The 16,714-nt window shown below is 74.4% G+C and carries 11 protein-coding genes; 7 read left to right on the forward strand and 4 right to left on the reverse strand.

Annotated elements, in window-relative coordinates:
- Positions 1-129 precede the first annotated feature (129 nt).
- Entirely contained in the window at positions 130-783 is a 654-nt protein-coding gene (locus IEZ06_RS04820; protein WP_189235435.1) for an HD domain-containing protein, read from the reverse strand.
- 71 nt (positions 784-854) lie between these two features.
- On the opposite strand from IEZ06_RS04820, the gene IEZ06_RS04825 reads away from it, so the two are divergent.
- On the forward strand, positions 855-1,811 hold the full coding sequence (locus IEZ06_RS04825; RefSeq protein WP_189235436.1) for a GlxA family transcriptional regulator: 957 nt from the start codon (positions 855-857) through the stop codon (positions 1,809-1,811).
- 81 nt (positions 1,812-1,892) lie between these two features.
- On the opposite strand, the gene IEZ06_RS04830 is transcribed toward IEZ06_RS04825, so the two are convergent.
- A complete protein-coding gene (locus tag IEZ06_RS04830; protein ID WP_203871816.1) occupies positions 1,893-3,431 on the reverse strand; it encodes a methyl-accepting chemotaxis protein in 1,539 nt (512 codons plus the stop codon).
- A gap of 448 nt (positions 3,432-3,879) precedes the next feature.
- Between IEZ06_RS04830 and IEZ06_RS04835 the strand changes: the two genes are divergently transcribed.
- The gene (locus IEZ06_RS04835) at positions 3,880-4,770 is read left to right on the forward strand and encodes a glycoside hydrolase family 19 protein (RefSeq protein ID WP_189235438.1); all 891 of its coding nucleotides are present in this window, start codon (positions 3,880-3,882) and stop codon (positions 4,768-4,770) included.
- 246 nt (positions 4,771-5,016) lie between these two features.
- On the opposite strand, the gene nudC is transcribed toward IEZ06_RS04835, so the two are convergent.
- Positions 5,017-5,994 carry an NAD(+) diphosphatase gene (gene nudC / locus IEZ06_RS04840; RefSeq protein ID WP_229797786.1) on the reverse strand — a complete coding sequence of 326 codons (978 nt, stop codon included), beginning with the start codon at positions 5,992-5,994 and terminating at the stop codon, positions 5,017-5,019.
- A gap of 370 nt (positions 5,995-6,364) precedes the next feature.
- Between nudC and IEZ06_RS04845 the strand changes: the two genes are divergently transcribed.
- The 5 genes from IEZ06_RS04845 to IEZ06_RS04865 are packed head-to-tail and all read left to right on the forward strand — an operon-like array spanning position 6,365 to position 13,136.
- Positions 6,365-7,558, forward strand: coding sequence for an ATP-grasp domain-containing protein (locus IEZ06_RS04845; protein WP_189235440.1), 1,194 nt, complete (start codon positions 6,365-6,367; stop codon positions 7,556-7,558).
- Positions 7,555-9,240, forward strand: coding sequence for an IucA/IucC family protein (locus tag IEZ06_RS04850; RefSeq protein WP_189235441.1), 1,686 nt, complete (start codon positions 7,555-7,557; stop codon positions 9,238-9,240). Before IEZ06_RS04845 ends, IEZ06_RS04850 begins: the two co-directional genes overlap by 4 nt.
- Positions 9,237-11,063 carry an IucA/IucC family protein gene (locus tag IEZ06_RS04855; RefSeq protein WP_203871817.1) on the forward strand — a complete coding sequence of 609 codons (1,827 nt, stop codon included), beginning with the start codon at positions 9,237-9,239 and terminating at the stop codon, positions 11,061-11,063. The genes IEZ06_RS04850 and IEZ06_RS04855 overlap by 4 nt, the downstream gene beginning before the upstream one ends.
- Entirely contained in the window at positions 11,060-12,436 is a 1,377-nt protein-coding gene (locus IEZ06_RS04860; RefSeq protein WP_189235442.1) for a type III PLP-dependent enzyme domain-containing protein, read from the forward strand. Before IEZ06_RS04855 ends, IEZ06_RS04860 begins: the two co-directional genes overlap by 4 nt.
- Before the next feature lie 55 nt (positions 12,437-12,491).
- Positions 12,492-13,136 carry a Uma2 family endonuclease gene (locus IEZ06_RS04865; protein ID WP_189235443.1) on the forward strand — a complete coding sequence of 215 codons (645 nt, stop codon included), beginning with the start codon at positions 12,492-12,494 and terminating at the stop codon, positions 13,134-13,136.
- Positions 13,137-13,186: 50 nt separating this feature from the next.
- Here IEZ06_RS04865 and IEZ06_RS04870 read toward each other — a convergent pair whose 3' ends face one another.
- Positions 13,187-16,648, reverse strand: coding sequence for an ATP-dependent helicase (locus IEZ06_RS04870; protein WP_189235444.1), 3,462 nt, complete (start codon positions 16,646-16,648; stop codon positions 13,187-13,189).
- Between the last annotated feature and the right edge of the window lie 66 nt (positions 16,649-16,714).

A 16,714-nucleotide genomic window follows, 5' to 3' on the forward strand; every position in this document is an offset into this window, starting at 1 on the left:
ACGACTTCCCCCACCGGGCCGCCGCCCACGGCTCGGAAGGGGCTGACAGGGCTGGGGCCAGGCCTTGGTCGAGAGGGTGTTCTCGCCCTTCGGGAAGACCACTTTCCGAAGGGCGGCGGGGCCGGCCTGTCAGGCGACGCCGGACCAGGCCGCGGCGACCACCTCGCGCCACGGCGGAACGACCGTGCCGGAAGCGTCCTGCCGCAGCAGTTCCGCCGGGAAGGAGAACGGCGGGGCCTTGGCCGGGTTGCGCGCCGCCTGGCCGACGATGAGCTCGGTCAACTCGACGCCACCGCCCAGCCTCGGGTAGGCGGCGTGCACCCGGTCGGCATAGCCTGCGGGGAGCTGCTCGGCACCGAACGCCGCCACGTCCGCCCCCGCACCGGCGTGGGTGAGCGCGATCTCGGGCCGCATCCTGTCGGCGATACCCAGACTGGTGTGCAGGGCGATCGCCTCCCAGGCCAGGCGGGTCCGGTCCGCGGCCAGTCCTTGCCCGGTGAGGAACTCTGCGGCCAGGTCCGCGCCGTCCACCTCGAACCGCCCGCCTCGCTCGCCCCGCTCGGTCAGCCCGGCGTCGTGCAGCATGCACGCCAGGAACAAGACCTCGTCGTCGTAGTCGTGCTCGGCCCGAAGACCGTGCCGCTCCCCGATGGCCCTGCCGAACAGGTAGCTGCGCACGCTGTGGGTGAGGACGGCCTGCGAGGCGATCTCGTGGACGAACCCGTACGCCTCGCGGGTCAGCGGGGTGTCGGGAATCGCGAAGCCGGTGAAGTGATCTGTCATGGGTTCGATCGTGGCCGTCAAGGGATCGCGCGGAAAGTGGCCGCAATGCCGTACTGCGCTAGATTCTGGCCATGCATGTGGTCGGTGTGCTGGCGATGAACGGGGTGGTCGCCTTCGACATGGCGGTGCCCGCCCAGGTCTTCGGCAGTGCCACCGGTGATCGGCACCGGCCGCTGTACGAGACGCGGTTGTGCACCTTCGGCGGTGCCGTTCGGACCTCGGAGCCTTTCGGTGCGATGCGGCTGGAGACCGCATGGGATCTCGATGACCTCGCAGCGGCCGACACCCTTGTGATCCCCGGTCATTGGGACTTCCTGGAAGAGCCTCCCGGGGACGTCCTGGAGGCGGTGCGGGCGGCGGCCGGGCGCGGCGCGCGGATCGCCTCGATCTGCGCCGGGGCGTTCCTTCTCGCCGCCACCGGGCTGCTCGACGGCCGGCGGGCGACCACGCACTGGACCTACGCCGCCGAGTTGGCCCGGCGCCACCCCGCCGTCGAGGTCGACGCCTCGGTGCTGTTCACCGACAACGGCGATCTGCTCACCTCAGCGGGTGTGGCGGCCGGCATCGACCTGTGCCTGCACCTGGTCCGGCGCGATCACGGCTCGGCGGTGGCCGCTGAGACCGCTCGCCGGATGGTGATGTCACCCCAGCGCGACGGAGGCCAGGCGCAGTTCATCCGGCACGCCGATCCCCGCGATCCGGGGACCGCGCTCCAGCCCGTCCTCACCTGGATGGAGTCCAACCTGCACCGGCCGCTCAACCTCGGCGACATCGCTCGTCACGCTTGCGTCAGCGTACGGACCCTGACTCGCCGGTTCCGTGCTCAGATCGGGACCACCCCCCTGCAGTGGCTGTTGCACGCCCGCATCCGCCGCGCCCAGCACCTGCTGGAAAGCACCGATCTTCCGATAGGCCGGATCGCGGAAGCGGTGGGGATGGGCTCTCCCGCGACACTGCGCGCCCACTTCGCCCGCGCCGTCGGCACATCCCCTCAGGCCTACCGCACCACCTTCCGCACCCGCCCCTGATCTGCCCGGCTCACCGGGCGACGTGGCCGTGCTGCAGGCCGTCCTCGGCCCGGCGAGTGCCGGGCCGAGGGCGGCGGCTGATCAGTTCAGGCGGAAGCGGGCGACCAACTCGGTGAGGTCGGCCGACATCCGCGCCAGCTCCTCGGCCGCCTGGCGGGAGGCCACCACGCCCTCGGTGGTCTGCTGGGCGGCGTCGGCGACGGCGGCCATGCCGCCGGCGATGTCGCCCACGCCCAGGGCTGCGTTGGAGACGCTGCGGCTGATCTCTCCGGTGGTGGCGGTCTGCTCCTCCACCGCGGCGGCGATCGTGGTCTGGTAGGTGCTGATCGTGCCGATGATGGTGGAGATCTTGCCGATCGCGGTCACCGCGGCGGCGGTGTCGCCCTGGATGGCGTCGATGCGCTTGGCGATGTCCTCGGTGGCCTTGGCGGTCTCCTGCGCGAGGTCCTTGACTTCGGCGGCGACGACGGCGAAGCCCTTGCCGGCGTCCCCGGCGCGGGCGGCCTCGATGGTGGCGTTGAGGGCGAGCAGGTTGGTCTGCTCGGCGATCGAGGTGATCACTTTCAGGATGTCGCCGATCTCGGCCGAGGACTCGCCCAGCTTGCCGACCACGGCCGTCGTCTCCTGGGCGGAGGTGACCGCCTCGGAGGCGACGGCCGCGGCGTCGGAGGCGCCTGCGGAGATCTCCCGGATGGAGGCGCCCATCTGCTCGGATGCCGCAGCCAGCGTGTTGACGTTCTCGGTGACCTCGCGAGCGGCCCCGCGGGCCTGGGCCGCCTGGGTGGCGGTGCCGTCGGCGGTGCCGGCCAGCTGGTCGCTGACGGCCTCCAGCTCCTGGGAGGAGGCGCCCAGCGCGGTCGCGTTGGCATGGATGACACTGATGGTCCGGTGCATGCTGTCGGTGGCACGGGCCAGGGCGGTGGCCATGGCGCCGACCTCGTCGCGGCGATCGAGCGCGGCGCGCTGGGTCAGGTCCCCGCGCGAGACCGCGTCCAGCACGGCGGTGACCCGGCGCAGCGGGCCGGCGATGCCGCGGGCGACCAGCCAGGCCAGGGCGAGCCCGGCGGCCAGGCCGAGGGCGCCGATGACGCCCACCCGGGTGACGACCTGGCCGACGGTGTCGTGGGAGGTCTCGGCGTTGGCCACGGCCGTCTCGGCCTGGGCGGCGCGCAGCTCGGCGAACCCCTCATCGATGCGCTCGGTGATCGGCTCCGCCTCGTTGAAGCCGTTCCAGAAGGCGTCCAGGTCGCCCTTGTCGGCGGCAGGCATGATCTTCTCGTCGCGGATGGTCCTGTAGGCGGCCCAGTCGGCGTACAGGCGCTCGGAGGCGGCGGCGTCGGCCGTCATCGGGACGAACGCTTCGGCGTTCTTGTCGATGTCGGCGTCCAGCTCCCGGATGTCGGCCGCGTTGGCTTTGCGGTACTCGGCGTCCGACAGGTAGTAGTTGAGCACCAGGTTGCGTACCTGCAGCACGTCGCTGTGCAGCTCCGCCAGCGTCTGGATCGGCCGCACGCCGCCGGTGTAGATGGCCGAGGCCTTCTCGTCGGCGGTGTTGAGCCCGGTGACGCTGACGGCGATCACCAGCAGGCACGCGGCCGCCATCGCCGCGACAGCGGACATGATCTTCACGGTGAGCGGCAGGTCCCGGCCACGGGCGGCCAGCGACCGCCGCGTAGCTGTGCCCGGCGCAGGGGTGGCAGAGGACGACATGACGTTCCTTCACGGTGGAGAGGAGCCGATGGTGGCGGTCTCCATATCGGCCGCCGGAAGCTGATTCTGAGCGGTTGACCGGCCGGTGCGCGGCCCCTGGAGCCGTACGGCGCGCCCGGCGCCGGCGGGCCGAACCCCCTGGCGCCGGGCGTCCCCGTTGTCCCGCACGGGACCGGCCGTGTGCGCTATGCGGAACATTCCGGTTTTCCCGTTGACGTTATAAATCGATTCCTGTTGATTGGCATCGGTCCTGCAGCGGCCTGCAGTTGGTTTTCCCTGTCGCGATGCCGCTGTCCGTCCAGGATCGGTCCGTTTCCCGTTTTCACGTGCGGTTTTCGCCGCGCGAAGGAGTGAGCAGATGGCAAGAAATCGCATTGTGGTGTCCCTGTCCGCCATGGCGGTGGCGGGCGGGCTGGTGGCGGGCCTGCCGGCGTCCGCCGCCGTGGCGGCCTCCCCGGCCGTCACCCCGATCTGCGCGAGCGAGTGGAACCCTGCGAAGGCGTACGCCGGCGGGCTGGTCGCCTCCTACGGCGGCCGCAACTGGCGGGCGAAGTGGTGGAACCGGAACAACGTCCCGGGCGGGTCGTCCGGCAACTGGACGGACAAGGGGGCCTGCGAGGCGAACGAGGGGAACTTCGTCGTCACCGAGGCCCAGTTCGAGGAGATGTTCAAGGACCGCAAGCCCTTCTACACCTACAGCGGCCTGGTCACGGCCCTGAGCGCCTACCCGGAGTTCGCGGCCACGGGCTCCGACACCGTCAAGAAGCAGGAGGCCGCGGCCTTCCTGGCCAACATCAGCCACGAGACCGGCGGCCTGCGCCACATCGTGGAGGTCAACACCGCGAACTACTCCCACTACTGCGCCCCCGCCGAGCCGTACGGCTGCCCCGCGGGCCTGTCGTCCTACTACGGCCGCGGGCCGATCCAGCTGAGCTGGAACTACAACTACAAGGCGGCCGGCGACGCGCTGGAGATCGACCTGCTCAACAACCCGAATCTGGTGCAGAACGAGGCCTCGGTGGCGTGGATGACCGCCATCTGGTATTGGATGACCCGGAACGGTCCCGGCACGATGACGCCGCACGCGGCGATGGTCGGCGGGCACGGTTTCGGCGAGACGATCCGCAGCATCAACGGCCGTCTGGAGTGCGACGGCGGCAACTCCCCGCAGGTGGAGAACCGGGTGAGGCTCTACCTGGAGTTCACCAGGATCCTGGACGTCGACCCGGGTTCCGGCCTGCGGTGCTGACCACGTAGCGGCACGCCGTCACGCTTGACGGCTAAACGGTGTGAGGGGAAAGGCGCGGGCCGTTTCCGTGCCTTTCCCCAGCTTTTGTCCCCTCGTTTCCCCGAACCGTTTTCGCATGCCTTCGTACAGCTGATCCTCTGAAATACGACAGAAGGAATCGGGGTCTTCTGCGCAGGTCGAAGATCAAGCCGAGGCGGCGGTCCCCCGGCCGGACGGTCGGCGGGGCCGGTCACCGGTCGGGGCCGGTCACCAGTCCCCTTCGAGCCTCCCGCCGTACCAGGCCTCGATCAACCGGCGCGCGATCGACACCTCCGGCGGCAGGCGCACCTCACCGCTCTCCAGCGCGGCCCGCAGTTCGGCGCGGCTGAACCAGCGGGCCTCGGCGATCTCCTCGCGATCGGGGACGAGCTCGGTGGACAGGGCCCTGGCGAAGAAGCCCAGCATCAGGCTGCGCGGGAACGGCCAGGGCTGGCTGCCCAGATAGCGCGGGGCGGCCACCCGCACGCCGACCTCCTCCGCGACCTCCCGGACCACCGCGTTCTCCAGCGACTCGCCGGGCTCCACGAACCCGGCGAGCACCGACAGCCGGCCCTCCGGCCACTGCGGCCCACGGGCCAGCAGGCACCGGTCCTCCTCGTCGTGGACCAGCATGATCACCGCGGGGTCCACCCGGGGGAAGTGCTGGCTGCCGTCCTGCGGGCAGACCCGCACGTGCCCGCCCGTCCGGACCTCCGTACGGCCTCCGCAGCGCGGGCAGAACTCGTGGGTGGAGTGCCAGGCCTCCAGCGCGACCGCGTAGACCAGCAGGCCGGCGTCCAGGTCGCCCAGGAGCGCGCCGACCTGGCGCAGCCCGGCCGCGAGCACCTCCCCCTCCGGCCGGGCCGCCGGATCCGCCGGTGGAACGATCCGGCGGCCGGGCTCCTCGCGGACGGCGCCCTCGACCGGGGCCGCCACCGCGAAGTAGGCGGTGCCGCCGGCGTCCACGCCCAGCAGGTAGCGTTCCCCCTCCGGCGCGTCCGCGGGCGGCAGCAGGACGAGCCCGGCCGCCCCGCCTCTCATCCTGACCAGGGCCTGGCCGCCGTCGACGACCAGCACCCTGGTCGCGGGGTCCGCCCACGCCCGCTCGATCCACCCGGCGTCCCCGCGGCGCGCCGCCGACCGGTCGATGGCGCCGCGCGCGAGCAGCAGCGGTCCCAGTAGTCCTTCGTCTGCCGTGATGTCCACGCCGTCACACCCTCCCCGAGCCGGACACATCCTAACGACGCGCCGGTCGCGGACTTCCGCCGCCACGGGCCTGCGGGCCGCCCGAGGGGGTTCCGGCGGCCGCACGGGCGGCAGGAGGGCCACCGTGCCGCGCGGGGAGGCGGAGCCCGCCGGGGCGGCCGCCCCGACCGGGATGACGGCGGGGAAGGCGCGGCTCATGATGTCCCCGTAGGCGTCGCCCGGGAGGGCGGGACGGGACGACGACGAGAAACTTCTCTTCCCCCCGCCAACGGGACATGGATGATGATTCTCCTGTCGCGCCACATGATGATCTCCGTTCGACTACGATGCCGCTGGTTAGGTTAGCCTTACCTGATATCGGGGGTCCGCATTGCGGCTGTACCTCACCGCGCTCAAACCGACCGACTCCGTCGCCGACGGGTTCCTGCCCGCCGCCCGCGCGCTGGGTTGCGACGTCACCGTCCTGACCGACCGGCCGGAGCAGTACGCCGCGTCCGGCGCCGAGACGCTCGCCTGCGACGTGCGCGACGCGCGGGCGGTGATCGACGTCATCGCGCACCACCACCCGCCCGCCGCGGTCTTCTCCAACTCCGACCACATCCAGGCCGAGACCGCCCTGGCCGCCGCCTACTTCGACCTGCCGGGCAAGGACTGGCGGGCGTGCGTCGCGGCCAAGAACAAGGCGCTCACCCGGCGGCGGCTGGCCGCGGCAGGAGTGGAGGCCGTGCGCTCCGTACGGCTCGCGCCGGACGCCCCGGTGCCCGGCGGGGAGGTGCCGCTGCCCGCCGTGGTCAAGCCGAGCCAGGGCGTCGCCAGCGAGGACGTCGTGCTCGTCCGGGACGGACGCGAACTGGCCGGAGCCGTGCGGGCGATCCGCGGGCGGCGGCCGGGCGAGACCCTGGTCGTGGAGGAGTACCTCGACGGACCGCTGCACACGCTGGAGACCCTGGGCGACGGCCGGGTCGTCCGGGTGCTCGGCGGCTTCCGGACCACCCTGGGGCCGCTGCCGCACTTCGTGGAGGAGCGCCTGGACTGGGAGCCGCCGCCCGCGGCCGGCCACGTGCTCCGGGCGCTGCAAGCCCTGGGCGTGGGCTTCGGCGCCTGCCACACCGAGTACGTGATGACGGCGGACGGGCCGCGGATCATCGAGGTCAACTACCGGGTGATCGGCGACCACTGCGACTTCCTGCTCGCCGACCTGCTGGGCGTCCCGCTCTTCGAGCGGATCCTCGGCGTGCATCTCGGCCTGGGCCTCGGACCGGACCTCGGGCCCGATCCCGGGCCGGAGCGCGCCACCGCGCGCGGGACCGTGCACGGGACCGCCCTGAGCCTGGTGGCGGAGCGGTCGGGGACCGTGACGAGGGCCCCCGGGATCGTGGCGCCCTCCCCCGGCGACCGCGTGCGGCTCTGGCACCGGCCGCTCCGGTCGGTGGGCGACCGCATCGACCGGAGCCACACGAACCGCGACTACCTGGGCGTCGTCCGCGCCGTCGGGCCCGACCGGGCGAGCGTGGACGAGGCCGTCTCCGCCTTCACCGCCGCCGACCCCTGGGTGATCGCATGATCGCGGAACGCGCCGTCACCGGGCGGGAGCCGTACCTCGCCGCCCGGGTCCTGGACGCCCTCCTGCGGGAGGACTACGGCGGCCTGGCCGGGCTGGTGGCCCGGCGCAGGGACGGCGTCGTCCTCCACCTGCCGGGGCCCGGCGGGCGCCCGGTCCGGCTGGTGCCGGGCTCGCCGTTCCAGGACTTCACCGTCGCCCCCGCCGAGCGCCTGGGCCTGGCCGAGGTGCTGGGCGCCCTGCGGGCGGTCGCGCACCCGGCGGACGCCGCCGGGGTCGGGGCGTTCGCCCAGGAGTGCCGCGAAGCCCTGCGCGCACTCGACCTCCACGACGCCCACCGCCGGGACGTGCTCGCCCGGCTGCGGCGCGGCCCGGCCGGGACCGCGCGCTACGAGGCGCTGGCGGCCTTCCTGGACCACCCCGTCTATCCGACGGCGCGCTGCCGGGCCGGGCTCTCGGACGATGACCTGACGGCCTACGCGCCGGAGTTCGCCCCGAGCTTCGAGCTGCGGTGGGCGGCGGTGCCCCGTGAGCGGGTGACCGGCACCTCGTCCGGAGGACCGCCGATGGCGCCGGACTTCGCCCGCGTCGGGCTGGCGGAGGAGCTCGCGGACACGCACGTGCTGTTCCCGGTGCACCCGCTGGCGCTCCCCGCCGTCCGCGCGATCCCGTGGGCGGTCCCGGCGCCGGAACCGTACCTGACCGTCCGGCCCACCCTGTCCATGCGCACGGTCGAGGTGGACGCGCGCACGCACCTGAAGCTGCCGCTGCCCACCAGCACGCTGGGCCTGCGCAACCGGCGCTCGATCAAACCGGGCACGCTGGCCGACGGGGCGAGGGCCGAGCTGCTGCTGCGCCGGATCGCCGGTCCGGAGATCCTCCTGGCCGACGAGCAGGTCCACGCCCACACCGGGCACGAGTACCTGGCCTGGCTCGTCCGCCGCCTCCCGCCGGGCGAGATCGTCCCCGTGGCGGCGCTGCTCGCCCCCCTGCCCGAGGGCGGCACGGTCGCCGAGGAGCTCGCCGCACGATGGCACGGCGGCGTCGGCGGTGGTGGCGGTGGCGTCGTCGGCGGTGGCGGTGGCGGTGGCGGTGGCGGCGTCGAGGCGCTGCTGGCCGAGTACCTCCGCCTGCTGTTCGCCTCCGGCGTGCGGCTCCTCGTCCGGTACGGCGTCGCGCTGGAGGCCCACCAGCAGAATCTCGCGCTCGTGCTGGACGGCGACGGCCCCCCGCGGCTGCTCGTCAAGGACAACGACGGGCTGCTGGCCTCCCCGGGGCGCCTGCGGGCCGCGGGGACCGCCGTCCCTGACTTCGCCGACGGGCGCATGCTGACCGACGACCCGCACGCGCTCGCCGACGTGTTCGTGACCATCACCCTGCACCTGGCCGCCGCCGCGCCGGCCTTCGGAGCGCTGCCGCCCGCGCGGGCCTCCCGGCTGCTGCGGGACACGCTCGCCGAGGCGCTGGAGCCGTACGGCGACGACCCGGCGGCCCGGCTGCTGCGGGCCAGGTCCCTCGACGCCGCCCGGCTGGTCGGCAAGTCGATGGTCACCGCCGGGACGCTGGTGGACAAGGCGCGCACCGGGGCGCGCGACGTGAACAAGTTCTACGGCACCAGCGGCCCCAACTATCTCCGCCATCCTCCCGCGGCCGTCCGGCCCGTGATCACCCAGGGGACCCCATGACCGCCCTCGCTCTCGACTCCGTTCTCGGCTCCCCGGCCGCCGCCGCCGAGGAGGCGACGCTGGCCGCGCTGCTGCGCTGCGCCGTACGGGAGATCGCCGGGCCGCGCGGCCGGGTCCGGCACGACGGGCCCCGCCTGCTGCTGCACGTGGCGGGCACCCCGCTGCGGGTGCGGGCGCACGGCGGGCTCGCACTCCGGTTCACCGGACCCGCCGAGTGGTACCGGGACGGCTGCTGGCACCCGCTCTCCGCCGACCGGCTCGTCCGGCTGCTGGAGGCCGAGCTGGGCGGGGGCAACGAGGAGTTCGCCGCCCAGGTGCGGTCGAGCCGCCAGGCCGTGGCGGCGCTGCTGGAGGGCCGCCGGGACGCGACCCCTCCGGCCGACCCCTGGCTGGCGTCCGAGCAGGCGCTGGTCTTCGGGCACCCGTTCCACCCCACTCCCAAGGCGCGGGGCGGCGTCTCCGGCGGTCCGGAGGGGGACGGCGTCTCCCGCGGCGCGGAGGCGGGCGGGGCGTGCCGCGCGGACGCCCCGCACGACGGCGGGACCCCTGACGCGGCCCCCCGCGCGGACGCCCCGCCCGACGGCGGGGCTCCCGATGCGGCCCCCCGCGCGGGCTGGCTCGCGTACGCCCCGGAGGCGCACGCGACCTTCCCGCTCCGGTTGCTCGGGGTCCGGCACGACGTGCTGGCCGAGGCGGGCGAGACGGCGACGCTGGACGCGCTGGGCGGCGCGCCGCCCGGGTACGCGCTGCTGCCCGCGCACCCCTGGCAGTTCGACCTGCTGGCCGCCGAACTGGCCGCGCCGCTGGCCGACGGACGCCTGGTCGATCTGGGGCGCGGCTCCGGTGAGGCGGTCCCCACCTCCTCGGTCCGCACGGTCTACGAGCCGTCGATCGAGCGGTGCCTGAAGTTCAGCCTGGACGTGCGGATCACCAACTGCGTCCGGAAGAACTCCTGGTACGAGCTGGCCGGGGCGGTCGAACTGACCGCCCGCCTGGAACCGGTGTTCCGCGATCTGGCGGAGCGGTTCCCCGGCACCCGCTGGCTCCCCGAGCCCGGCTACCGCTCGGCGGACCTCGGCACCCGGCTGCTGGAGGGGCTGAGCGTGATCGTCCGGACGGGTCCCCGGCAGGTCTGCGGACCGGGCGTGACCCCGCTGCTGAGCGGCGCCCTCGCGGCCTCCCCCCTCCCCGGCTCCGCCCCCGCGCTCCCCCGGGCCGCCGCCGCCGACCCGGTGCGCTGGTGGCGGGCCTACGTGGAGTGCGTCGCGCCGCCGGTGCTGGAGGCCTACCTGGCCCACGGCGTGGTGCTGGAACCCCACCTGCAGAACGTCCTGGTCGGCGTGGACCCGGCCGGGACGCCGGTGGAGGCGGTCTTCCGCGACCTGGAGGGGACCAAGCTCGTCGCCGGCCGCCACGACCTGTCGGCCCTGCCTCCCCGGGTCGCCGAGGCGCTCACCTACGACGCCGCCGGCGGCTGGAACCGGGTGGTCTACTGCCTGGTCGTCAACCACCTCGCGGAGGTCGCCGCCGCGCTGGCCGGCGACGGGCCGGTGCGGGAGCTCTGGGCGGCGGCCGGAGAGGTCCTGGCCCGCTATGCGGCCGCGCGGGGGTGGCCGCCGCCCCTGGCGGACCTGCTGTCGGGTGCGCCGCTGCCGGCCAAGGCCAACCTGACGGTCCGGTGGTCGCGGGCGGCGGACCGCGCGGCGGGGTACGTCGCGGTGGCCAGCCCGCTGGCGACCCCGGCGGCCGGGCCCTTCACCGGCTCACCGGCGGAGGCCGGACCGGGCTCCGCCCGGAGCGCGCACGCGGCAGGTGCCCGATGACCTCCGAGTACGCGCCCGACGGCTGCCCGGTGTCCTCCGAGCATGCGCCCGGCGGCTGCCCGGTGGTTCCGGGGGAGCCGCCCGCCTACGTCTACGACCTGCGGGAGCTGGACGCCCACGTGGCGGAGGTCCGGGCGGCGCTGGACGGGATCGAGCTGCACTACGCGGTGAAGGCCAATCCCGACCCGGAGCTGCTGCGGGTGCTCGCCCGTCACGTGGACGGCTTCGAGGTGGCCTCGGGCGGGGAGCTGGCGCATGTGCGGGCGCTGTTCCCCGATGTGCCGGTCGCGCTGGGCGGTCCGGGCAAGACCGACGCCGAGCTGGCCGCCGCCGTCCGCCCGGCGGACGGCCCGGGAGGTCCGGACGGCCCGGGGGACCCGGGGCCTCCGGGGGCCTCGGGCGATCGGGGAGCCCCGGGGGACCCGGGGCCTCCGGGGGCCTCGGGCGGCCGAGGAGCCCCGGGCGATCGGGGAGCCCCGGGCGGCCGGGGAGCCCCGGGCGGCGGTCCGCCCGTCCACCGGCTGCACGTGGAGAGCCCCGGGGAGCTGCGGCGGCTGCTCGCCCTCGGGCGTCCGGCCGACGTCCTGCTCCGCGTCAACCTGGACCTCCCCGTCGAGGGGGCCTCGCTGGCCATGGGCGGCGGCGCGACCCCGTTCGGCATGGACCCCGGCGGGGTCGCCGAGTGCCTCTCCCTGCTCCGCGGCCAGGGCCTCGTCCGCTGGCGGGGCGTGCACGCCCACCTGGCCAGCGGGCTGGACGCGCCGCGGATGCTGGTCCTGGCGGAGGCCGTACTGGACTACGCCCGCGGGATCGGCGCGACCGAGGTCAACCTGGGCGGCGGCATGGGCGTGTCGTACGCCGACCCGGACGCCCTGTTCGACTGGAAGGCGTACGGCGCGGGCCTGGCGGGCCTCCGGCGGCCCGGGGAACTGCTGCGGGTCGAGCCGGGGCGGTCGCTGACCGTCTACTGCGGGCGGTACGTCACCCGGGTGATCGACGTCAAGCGGGTGCACGGCGAGCTGTTCGCGGTGGTCGCCGGGGGCACCCACCACCTGCGGACCCCGGCCACCAAGGGCCACGACCAGCCGCTGGCCGCCTGGACCTCGGCCGGAGGACCGGGCGAGCCCGGCGAGCCGGTCACGATCGTCGGGCAGCTGTGCACCCCGAAGGACGTGCTGGCCCGCAGGGCGCCGGTCCGGCTGGAGCCGGGGGACGTCGTGGAGTTCGCGATGGCCGGGGCCTACGCCTGGAACATCTCCCACCACGACTTCCTGATGCACCCGCGTCCGGACTTCCGCTACCTGCGGCCGGTCGGCCTGGAAAATTCGTCACCTTGCGTAGACGGCATTGGTACGGTCGGCGACGGGATGTGAGGAGGTCGACATACGATGCCAGCGTAGGGAGCCCCGAGAGGATGTCTCAATGGTCATGTCTCTACCCCGTCACCAGACCGCCGATGAGCCGCGCGGCCGGAAGGATCCGTTCCGCCGGTTCTCCCGCGACACCGTCGAGGACCGGACCCGGCGGCTCTGCAAAGAGCTCAACGAGCACGGCTACGCCGCGGAGATCGTCCAGGGGCAGGTCGTCGTGAGTCCCTGGGCTCACCCGCGAAGCTGCGACGTCCTCGACAACCTGGTCGACATGCTCTACCCGGCCAAGATCCGGAACGGGTGGCGCCTGCATCAGAGCATGGCGCTGAGCATCCCGCCCCAGGGGGACATGCGTCTGCCGGATCTGGTCGTGGTTCCCCGTAATCCGGAGTACCACGACGAGATGCGGCTGCGGGGACGCTCCGCCCTGCTGGCCGCCGAGGTCTGCTCCCCCGGCACCTGGAAGACCGACTACCAGGAGAAACCAGGTGAGTATGCCAGGGCCGGGGTGCCGCTCTACCTCATCGTCGACCCGACGACCGAGCCGCCGAAGGTCACGCTGATGAGCGAGCCGGTCGAGGACCCCGCGCCCTTCGACGAGCGGGAGCCGTACCTCAAGACGGTCACCGTGCACAGCGGCGGGTCGCTGGAGCTCCCGGAGCCGTTCAGCCTGAAGATCGACGTCGCCGCGCTGTTCGCCTGACCGTCACGGCCCGCCCGCCTGAGCGCGGGGACCGCCCGCCCGACTGACCGTCACGGCCCGTCCGCCCGCCTGAGCGCGGGGACCTCCTCGACGAGCGCGACCAGTCCGCGCTCGTCGAGGAGGTCCACCGGGCGGACCGTCTCGTTGAAGCGCACGTAGTGGAAGGCCGCCCCCACCCGGTCCAGGGGGACGCCGGCCAGCCGGGACCACGCCAGGCGGTAGGCGGCGAGCTGGACGGAGGCCGCGGCCCGCGTCGTCTCCATCAGGCGGCGGCCCGTCTTCCAGTCGACGACCTCGTAACCGCCGTCCGGGGTCCGGAAGACGGCGTCCATCCGGCCGCGGACCAGCCGATCGGCGATCATCATCTCGAACGGGACCTCGACGTCGAGCGGTTCCCGGCCCGCCCACTCGCTCTCCTCGAACCTCTCGCGCAGCTCCGTCAGGAGGGCCTCGGCCTCCTCCGTCTCGTCCCCGGCGCCGGGGAGCTCGAACTCGTCGAGGAGCCGCTGCTGGCCCCAGCGCGTCTCCAGCCACCGGTGGAAGGAGGTGCCGCGGCGGGCCAGGGGCGCGGGCCGCTTCGGGACGGGGCGGCGGATCCGCCGGGCCAGGGCCGCGGGGTCGGCGGCCAGGGCGACGAGGTCCGAGACGGTGAGGCGGGCGGGCAGCTCGACCTGGCGCCCGCCGCGCCGCCGGTTCCGCTCGCGTTCCCGGAGCAGGAGCTCGGTGTCCCGTTCCCAGGCCCTGGCCCGCTCCCGGTCCCAGCCGCGCAGCTCCGCCAGGCGCGGGTCCTCCCCGCCCTCCGGCTCCCCGGGCTCGGCCCCTCCGCCGCCCGGACCGCGCACGGGTACGGCGGGCGCCCCGGCCCGTGAGGGTCCGCCGGTCCGCGCGCCCTGGCCGGTTCCCGCACTATGGCCGGTCCCCGCACTCTGGCCGATCCCTCCGCTCCCGCCCGGTTCCGCGAGGGAGCGGAGGGCGGCCTCGACGAGGAAGGAGCCGTCGACGACGGCCTCGTACCGGGCTCCCTCGGGGGTGACCGGCCAGACGGTCTCGGCGGGTTCGGCGAGGAGGGGGTTGGTGGCGCCCTTCTCGAGCGGCGGCGGCCAGGTGGCCACCCGGCCGCAGGTCTCGCGGATCTCCAGCAGGAAGTCCGACGGCTCCAGGGGCTTGGCCGCGCCGCCCCAGCGGTAGCCCGAGGCGATCAGCAGGTAGTGGGCGCGGGTGACAGCGACGTAGGCGAGCCGCCGTTCCTCCAGCAGGTCGCGGTCGCGGCAGCGCTCGTCGAACTCGGCGAGCTCCTCCCTGGTCAGCCCGGCCAGCCGGGGCAGGTCGGAGGCGTCGCCGCGCAGCGGGTAGGGAAGCCTGCGCGGGTTCTCCGTCCATCTGGGGCTCACCACCGGCCGGGCCGGGAAGACGGTGCCGACGGTCGGCGTGCCGGTCTTCGACAGCATCTGCGACATCCCGGGAACGATCACGACCGGCCACTCCAGGCCCTTGGACGCGTGCACGGTCATCAGCTTCACGCTGTTGCTCTCGCCCACCCGCCCGGCGTCCAGGCCGTTCTCCTCCTCGTCGGCGGCCTTGAGGAACGCCAGGAACGCGCCCAGCGTCGGGTCCTCGGAGTCGCCGGCGAACCGGGAGGCGGCGTCGACGAAGGCGTCCAGGTCGGCCCGGGCCGCGAACGGGCCCGCGGCCGACCCCCGGGCCGCCACCTCGACGTCCAGGCCGAGGCGGCGCTCGACCTCGTTGATCAGGTCGGGGAGCGGCTGCCCGACGTGGCCGCGCAGGGTCCGCAGTTCCTGGGCCAGGGCGACCAGCCGTACCCAGGCCAGCGGCGAGAACGCCTCCTGCCACTCGGGCCGGTCGGGCAGCTCGTCCAGCGCGTCGACCAGGCTGCCGCGCTCCTCGGACAGCTCCGCGACGACCTGGTCCAGCAGGTCGGCGACCGGGGAGCCGGCCTCGCGGTTCTCCCGGTTCAGCTCGCGGGCCCGCTCGCCCAGCTCCTTCAGGTCGGCCGGGCCGATCCGCCAGCGGGGGCCGGACAGCAACCGGACCAGGGCGTCCCCGGCCGTCGGGTCGTAGAGCACGCGCAGGGTGGCCACCAGGTCGGCGACCTCGGGCACGGTGAGCAGGCCGCCCAGGCCGACCACCTCGACCGGGACGCCGCGCTCCTCCAGGGCCCTGCGCAGCGCGGGGAACTGCGAGCGTTTGCGGGCGAGGATCGCCACGTCGTGCGGTTGCAGGCACTGCGGGCCGCCCCACGCGCTCTGCTTGGCCTTCCTGCGCTCCCCCTCGCCCCAGGGCAGGCCGTCCGGGGCGGTGTCGCTCCCGAGCAGTCCGCACACCTGGTCGGCCACCCACCTCGCCTCGTCCTCGGCCGTCTCGTGGAAGGCGCACACCACCCGGCCGCGCTCGACCCGGTTGCCGCCGGGCACCAGCACCGGCACCTCCCTGGCCTCCATCCGCAGCGGGATCTGCACCCGGGCGGCGACGTCGAGGACGGCGTCGCCGTTGCGGAAGCTGACCGAGAGCCGGCGGACCGGAGCGGGCTCTCCGGAGGGCGTGCGGAAGTCGCGGGGAAAGCGGGTGAGGTTCCCGGCCGAGGCGCCGCGCCAGCCGTAGATGGACTGGCAGGGGTCGCCGACGGCGGTGACCGGGTGGCCGCCGCCGAACAGCGAGCGGAGCAGGACGAGCTGGGCGTGGCTGGTGTCCTGGTACTCGTCCAGGAGGACGACGGCGAACCGGTCGCGCTCGATCCGGCCGACCTCGGGGTGCCTGGCCGCGATCCGGGCGGCCAGCGCCATCTGGTCGCCGTGGTCGACCACCTCGCGCCTGCGCTTGAGCCGGGTGTAGGCCTCCACCAGCGGCAGCAGCTGCTCCCTGGCCCGCTGCACGGCCAGCGGCCTGCGCTGGGCGAGGATCGGGGAACCGGACAGCGCGTCGTACCGCTCCTTCAGCCAGGCGCCCACCTCCCGCACGTCCTGCGGCTCGCGCATGTGCTCGGCCAGCTCGCCGGCCAGCTCCAGCACCGCGCGGGTGACCGTGGCCGGCCCCCAGTCGAGCTGCTCCATCGGCCCGTCGTAGGCACTGACCACGTGCCCGGCGAGCTGCCAGGCGATGGCCGGGGTGATCAGCCGCATGGTGGGCTCCAGCGCCTCGCGCAGGGCGTGGTCGGTCACCAGCCGGGCGGCGTAGGCGTGGTACGTCGAGATGGTCGGCTCGCCCGCCAGCGGGTCCGCGGACACGTCGCGGCCGAGGGCGCCCAGCCGCTCGCGCACCCGGTGGGAGAGCTCGCTCGCCGCCTTCCTGGTGAAGGTCAGGCCGAGCACCTGCTCGGGCCGGACCAGGCCGTTGGCGACCAGCCAGACGACCCGCCCCGCCATGGTCTCGCTCTTGCCCGACCCGGCCCCGGCCACCACGACCATGGGTTCGAGCCCGGCCTCGATCACCGCGGCCTGTTCCGGGGTCGGGGGGAGGATGCCCAGCTTGTCGGCGAGCTGGATCGGACTCAGCAACCCCTGCCTCCATCGGTACGGCACGGCGCGGTACGGCCCCGCACGGCACGGCGGGACGGGGTACGG

The sequence above is a fragment of the Planomonospora antibiotica genome (genome assembly GCF_014647955.1).
GTDB lineage: Bacteria > Actinomycetota > Actinomycetes > Streptosporangiales > Streptosporangiaceae > Planomonospora > Planomonospora parontospora.

What these genes read in the sequence shown, in the direction of transcription:
- IEZ06_RS04820 (WP_189235435.1), bottom strand. Translation starts at nt 783, where the DNA reads ATGACAGATCACTTCACCGGCTTCGCGATTCCCGACACCCCGCTGACC.
- IEZ06_RS04825 (WP_189235436.1), top strand. Translation starts at nt 855, where the DNA reads ATGCATGTGGTCGGTGTGCTGGCGATGAACGGGGTGGTCGCCTTCGAC.
- IEZ06_RS04830 (WP_203871816.1), bottom strand. Translation starts at nt 3,431, where the DNA reads ATGTCCGCTGTCGCGGCGATGGCGGCCGCGTGCCTGCTGGTGATCGCC.
- IEZ06_RS04835 (WP_189235438.1), top strand. Translation starts at nt 3,880, where the DNA reads ATGGCAAGAAATCGCATTGTGGTGTCCCTGTCCGCCATGGCGGTGGCG.
- IEZ06_RS04850 (WP_189235441.1), top strand. Translation starts at nt 7,555, where the DNA reads ATGATCGCGGAACGCGCCGTCACCGGGCGGGAGCCGTACCTCGCCGCC.
- IEZ06_RS04855 (WP_203871817.1), top strand. Translation starts at nt 9,237, where the DNA reads ATGACCGCCCTCGCTCTCGACTCCGTTCTCGGCTCCCCGGCCGCCGCC.
- IEZ06_RS04860 (WP_189235442.1), top strand. Translation starts at nt 11,060, where the DNA reads ATGACCTCCGAGTACGCGCCCGACGGCTGCCCGGTGTCCTCCGAGCAT.
- IEZ06_RS04865 (WP_189235443.1), top strand. Translation starts at nt 12,492, where the DNA reads ATGTCTCTACCCCGTCACCAGACCGCCGATGAGCCGCGCGGCCGGAAG.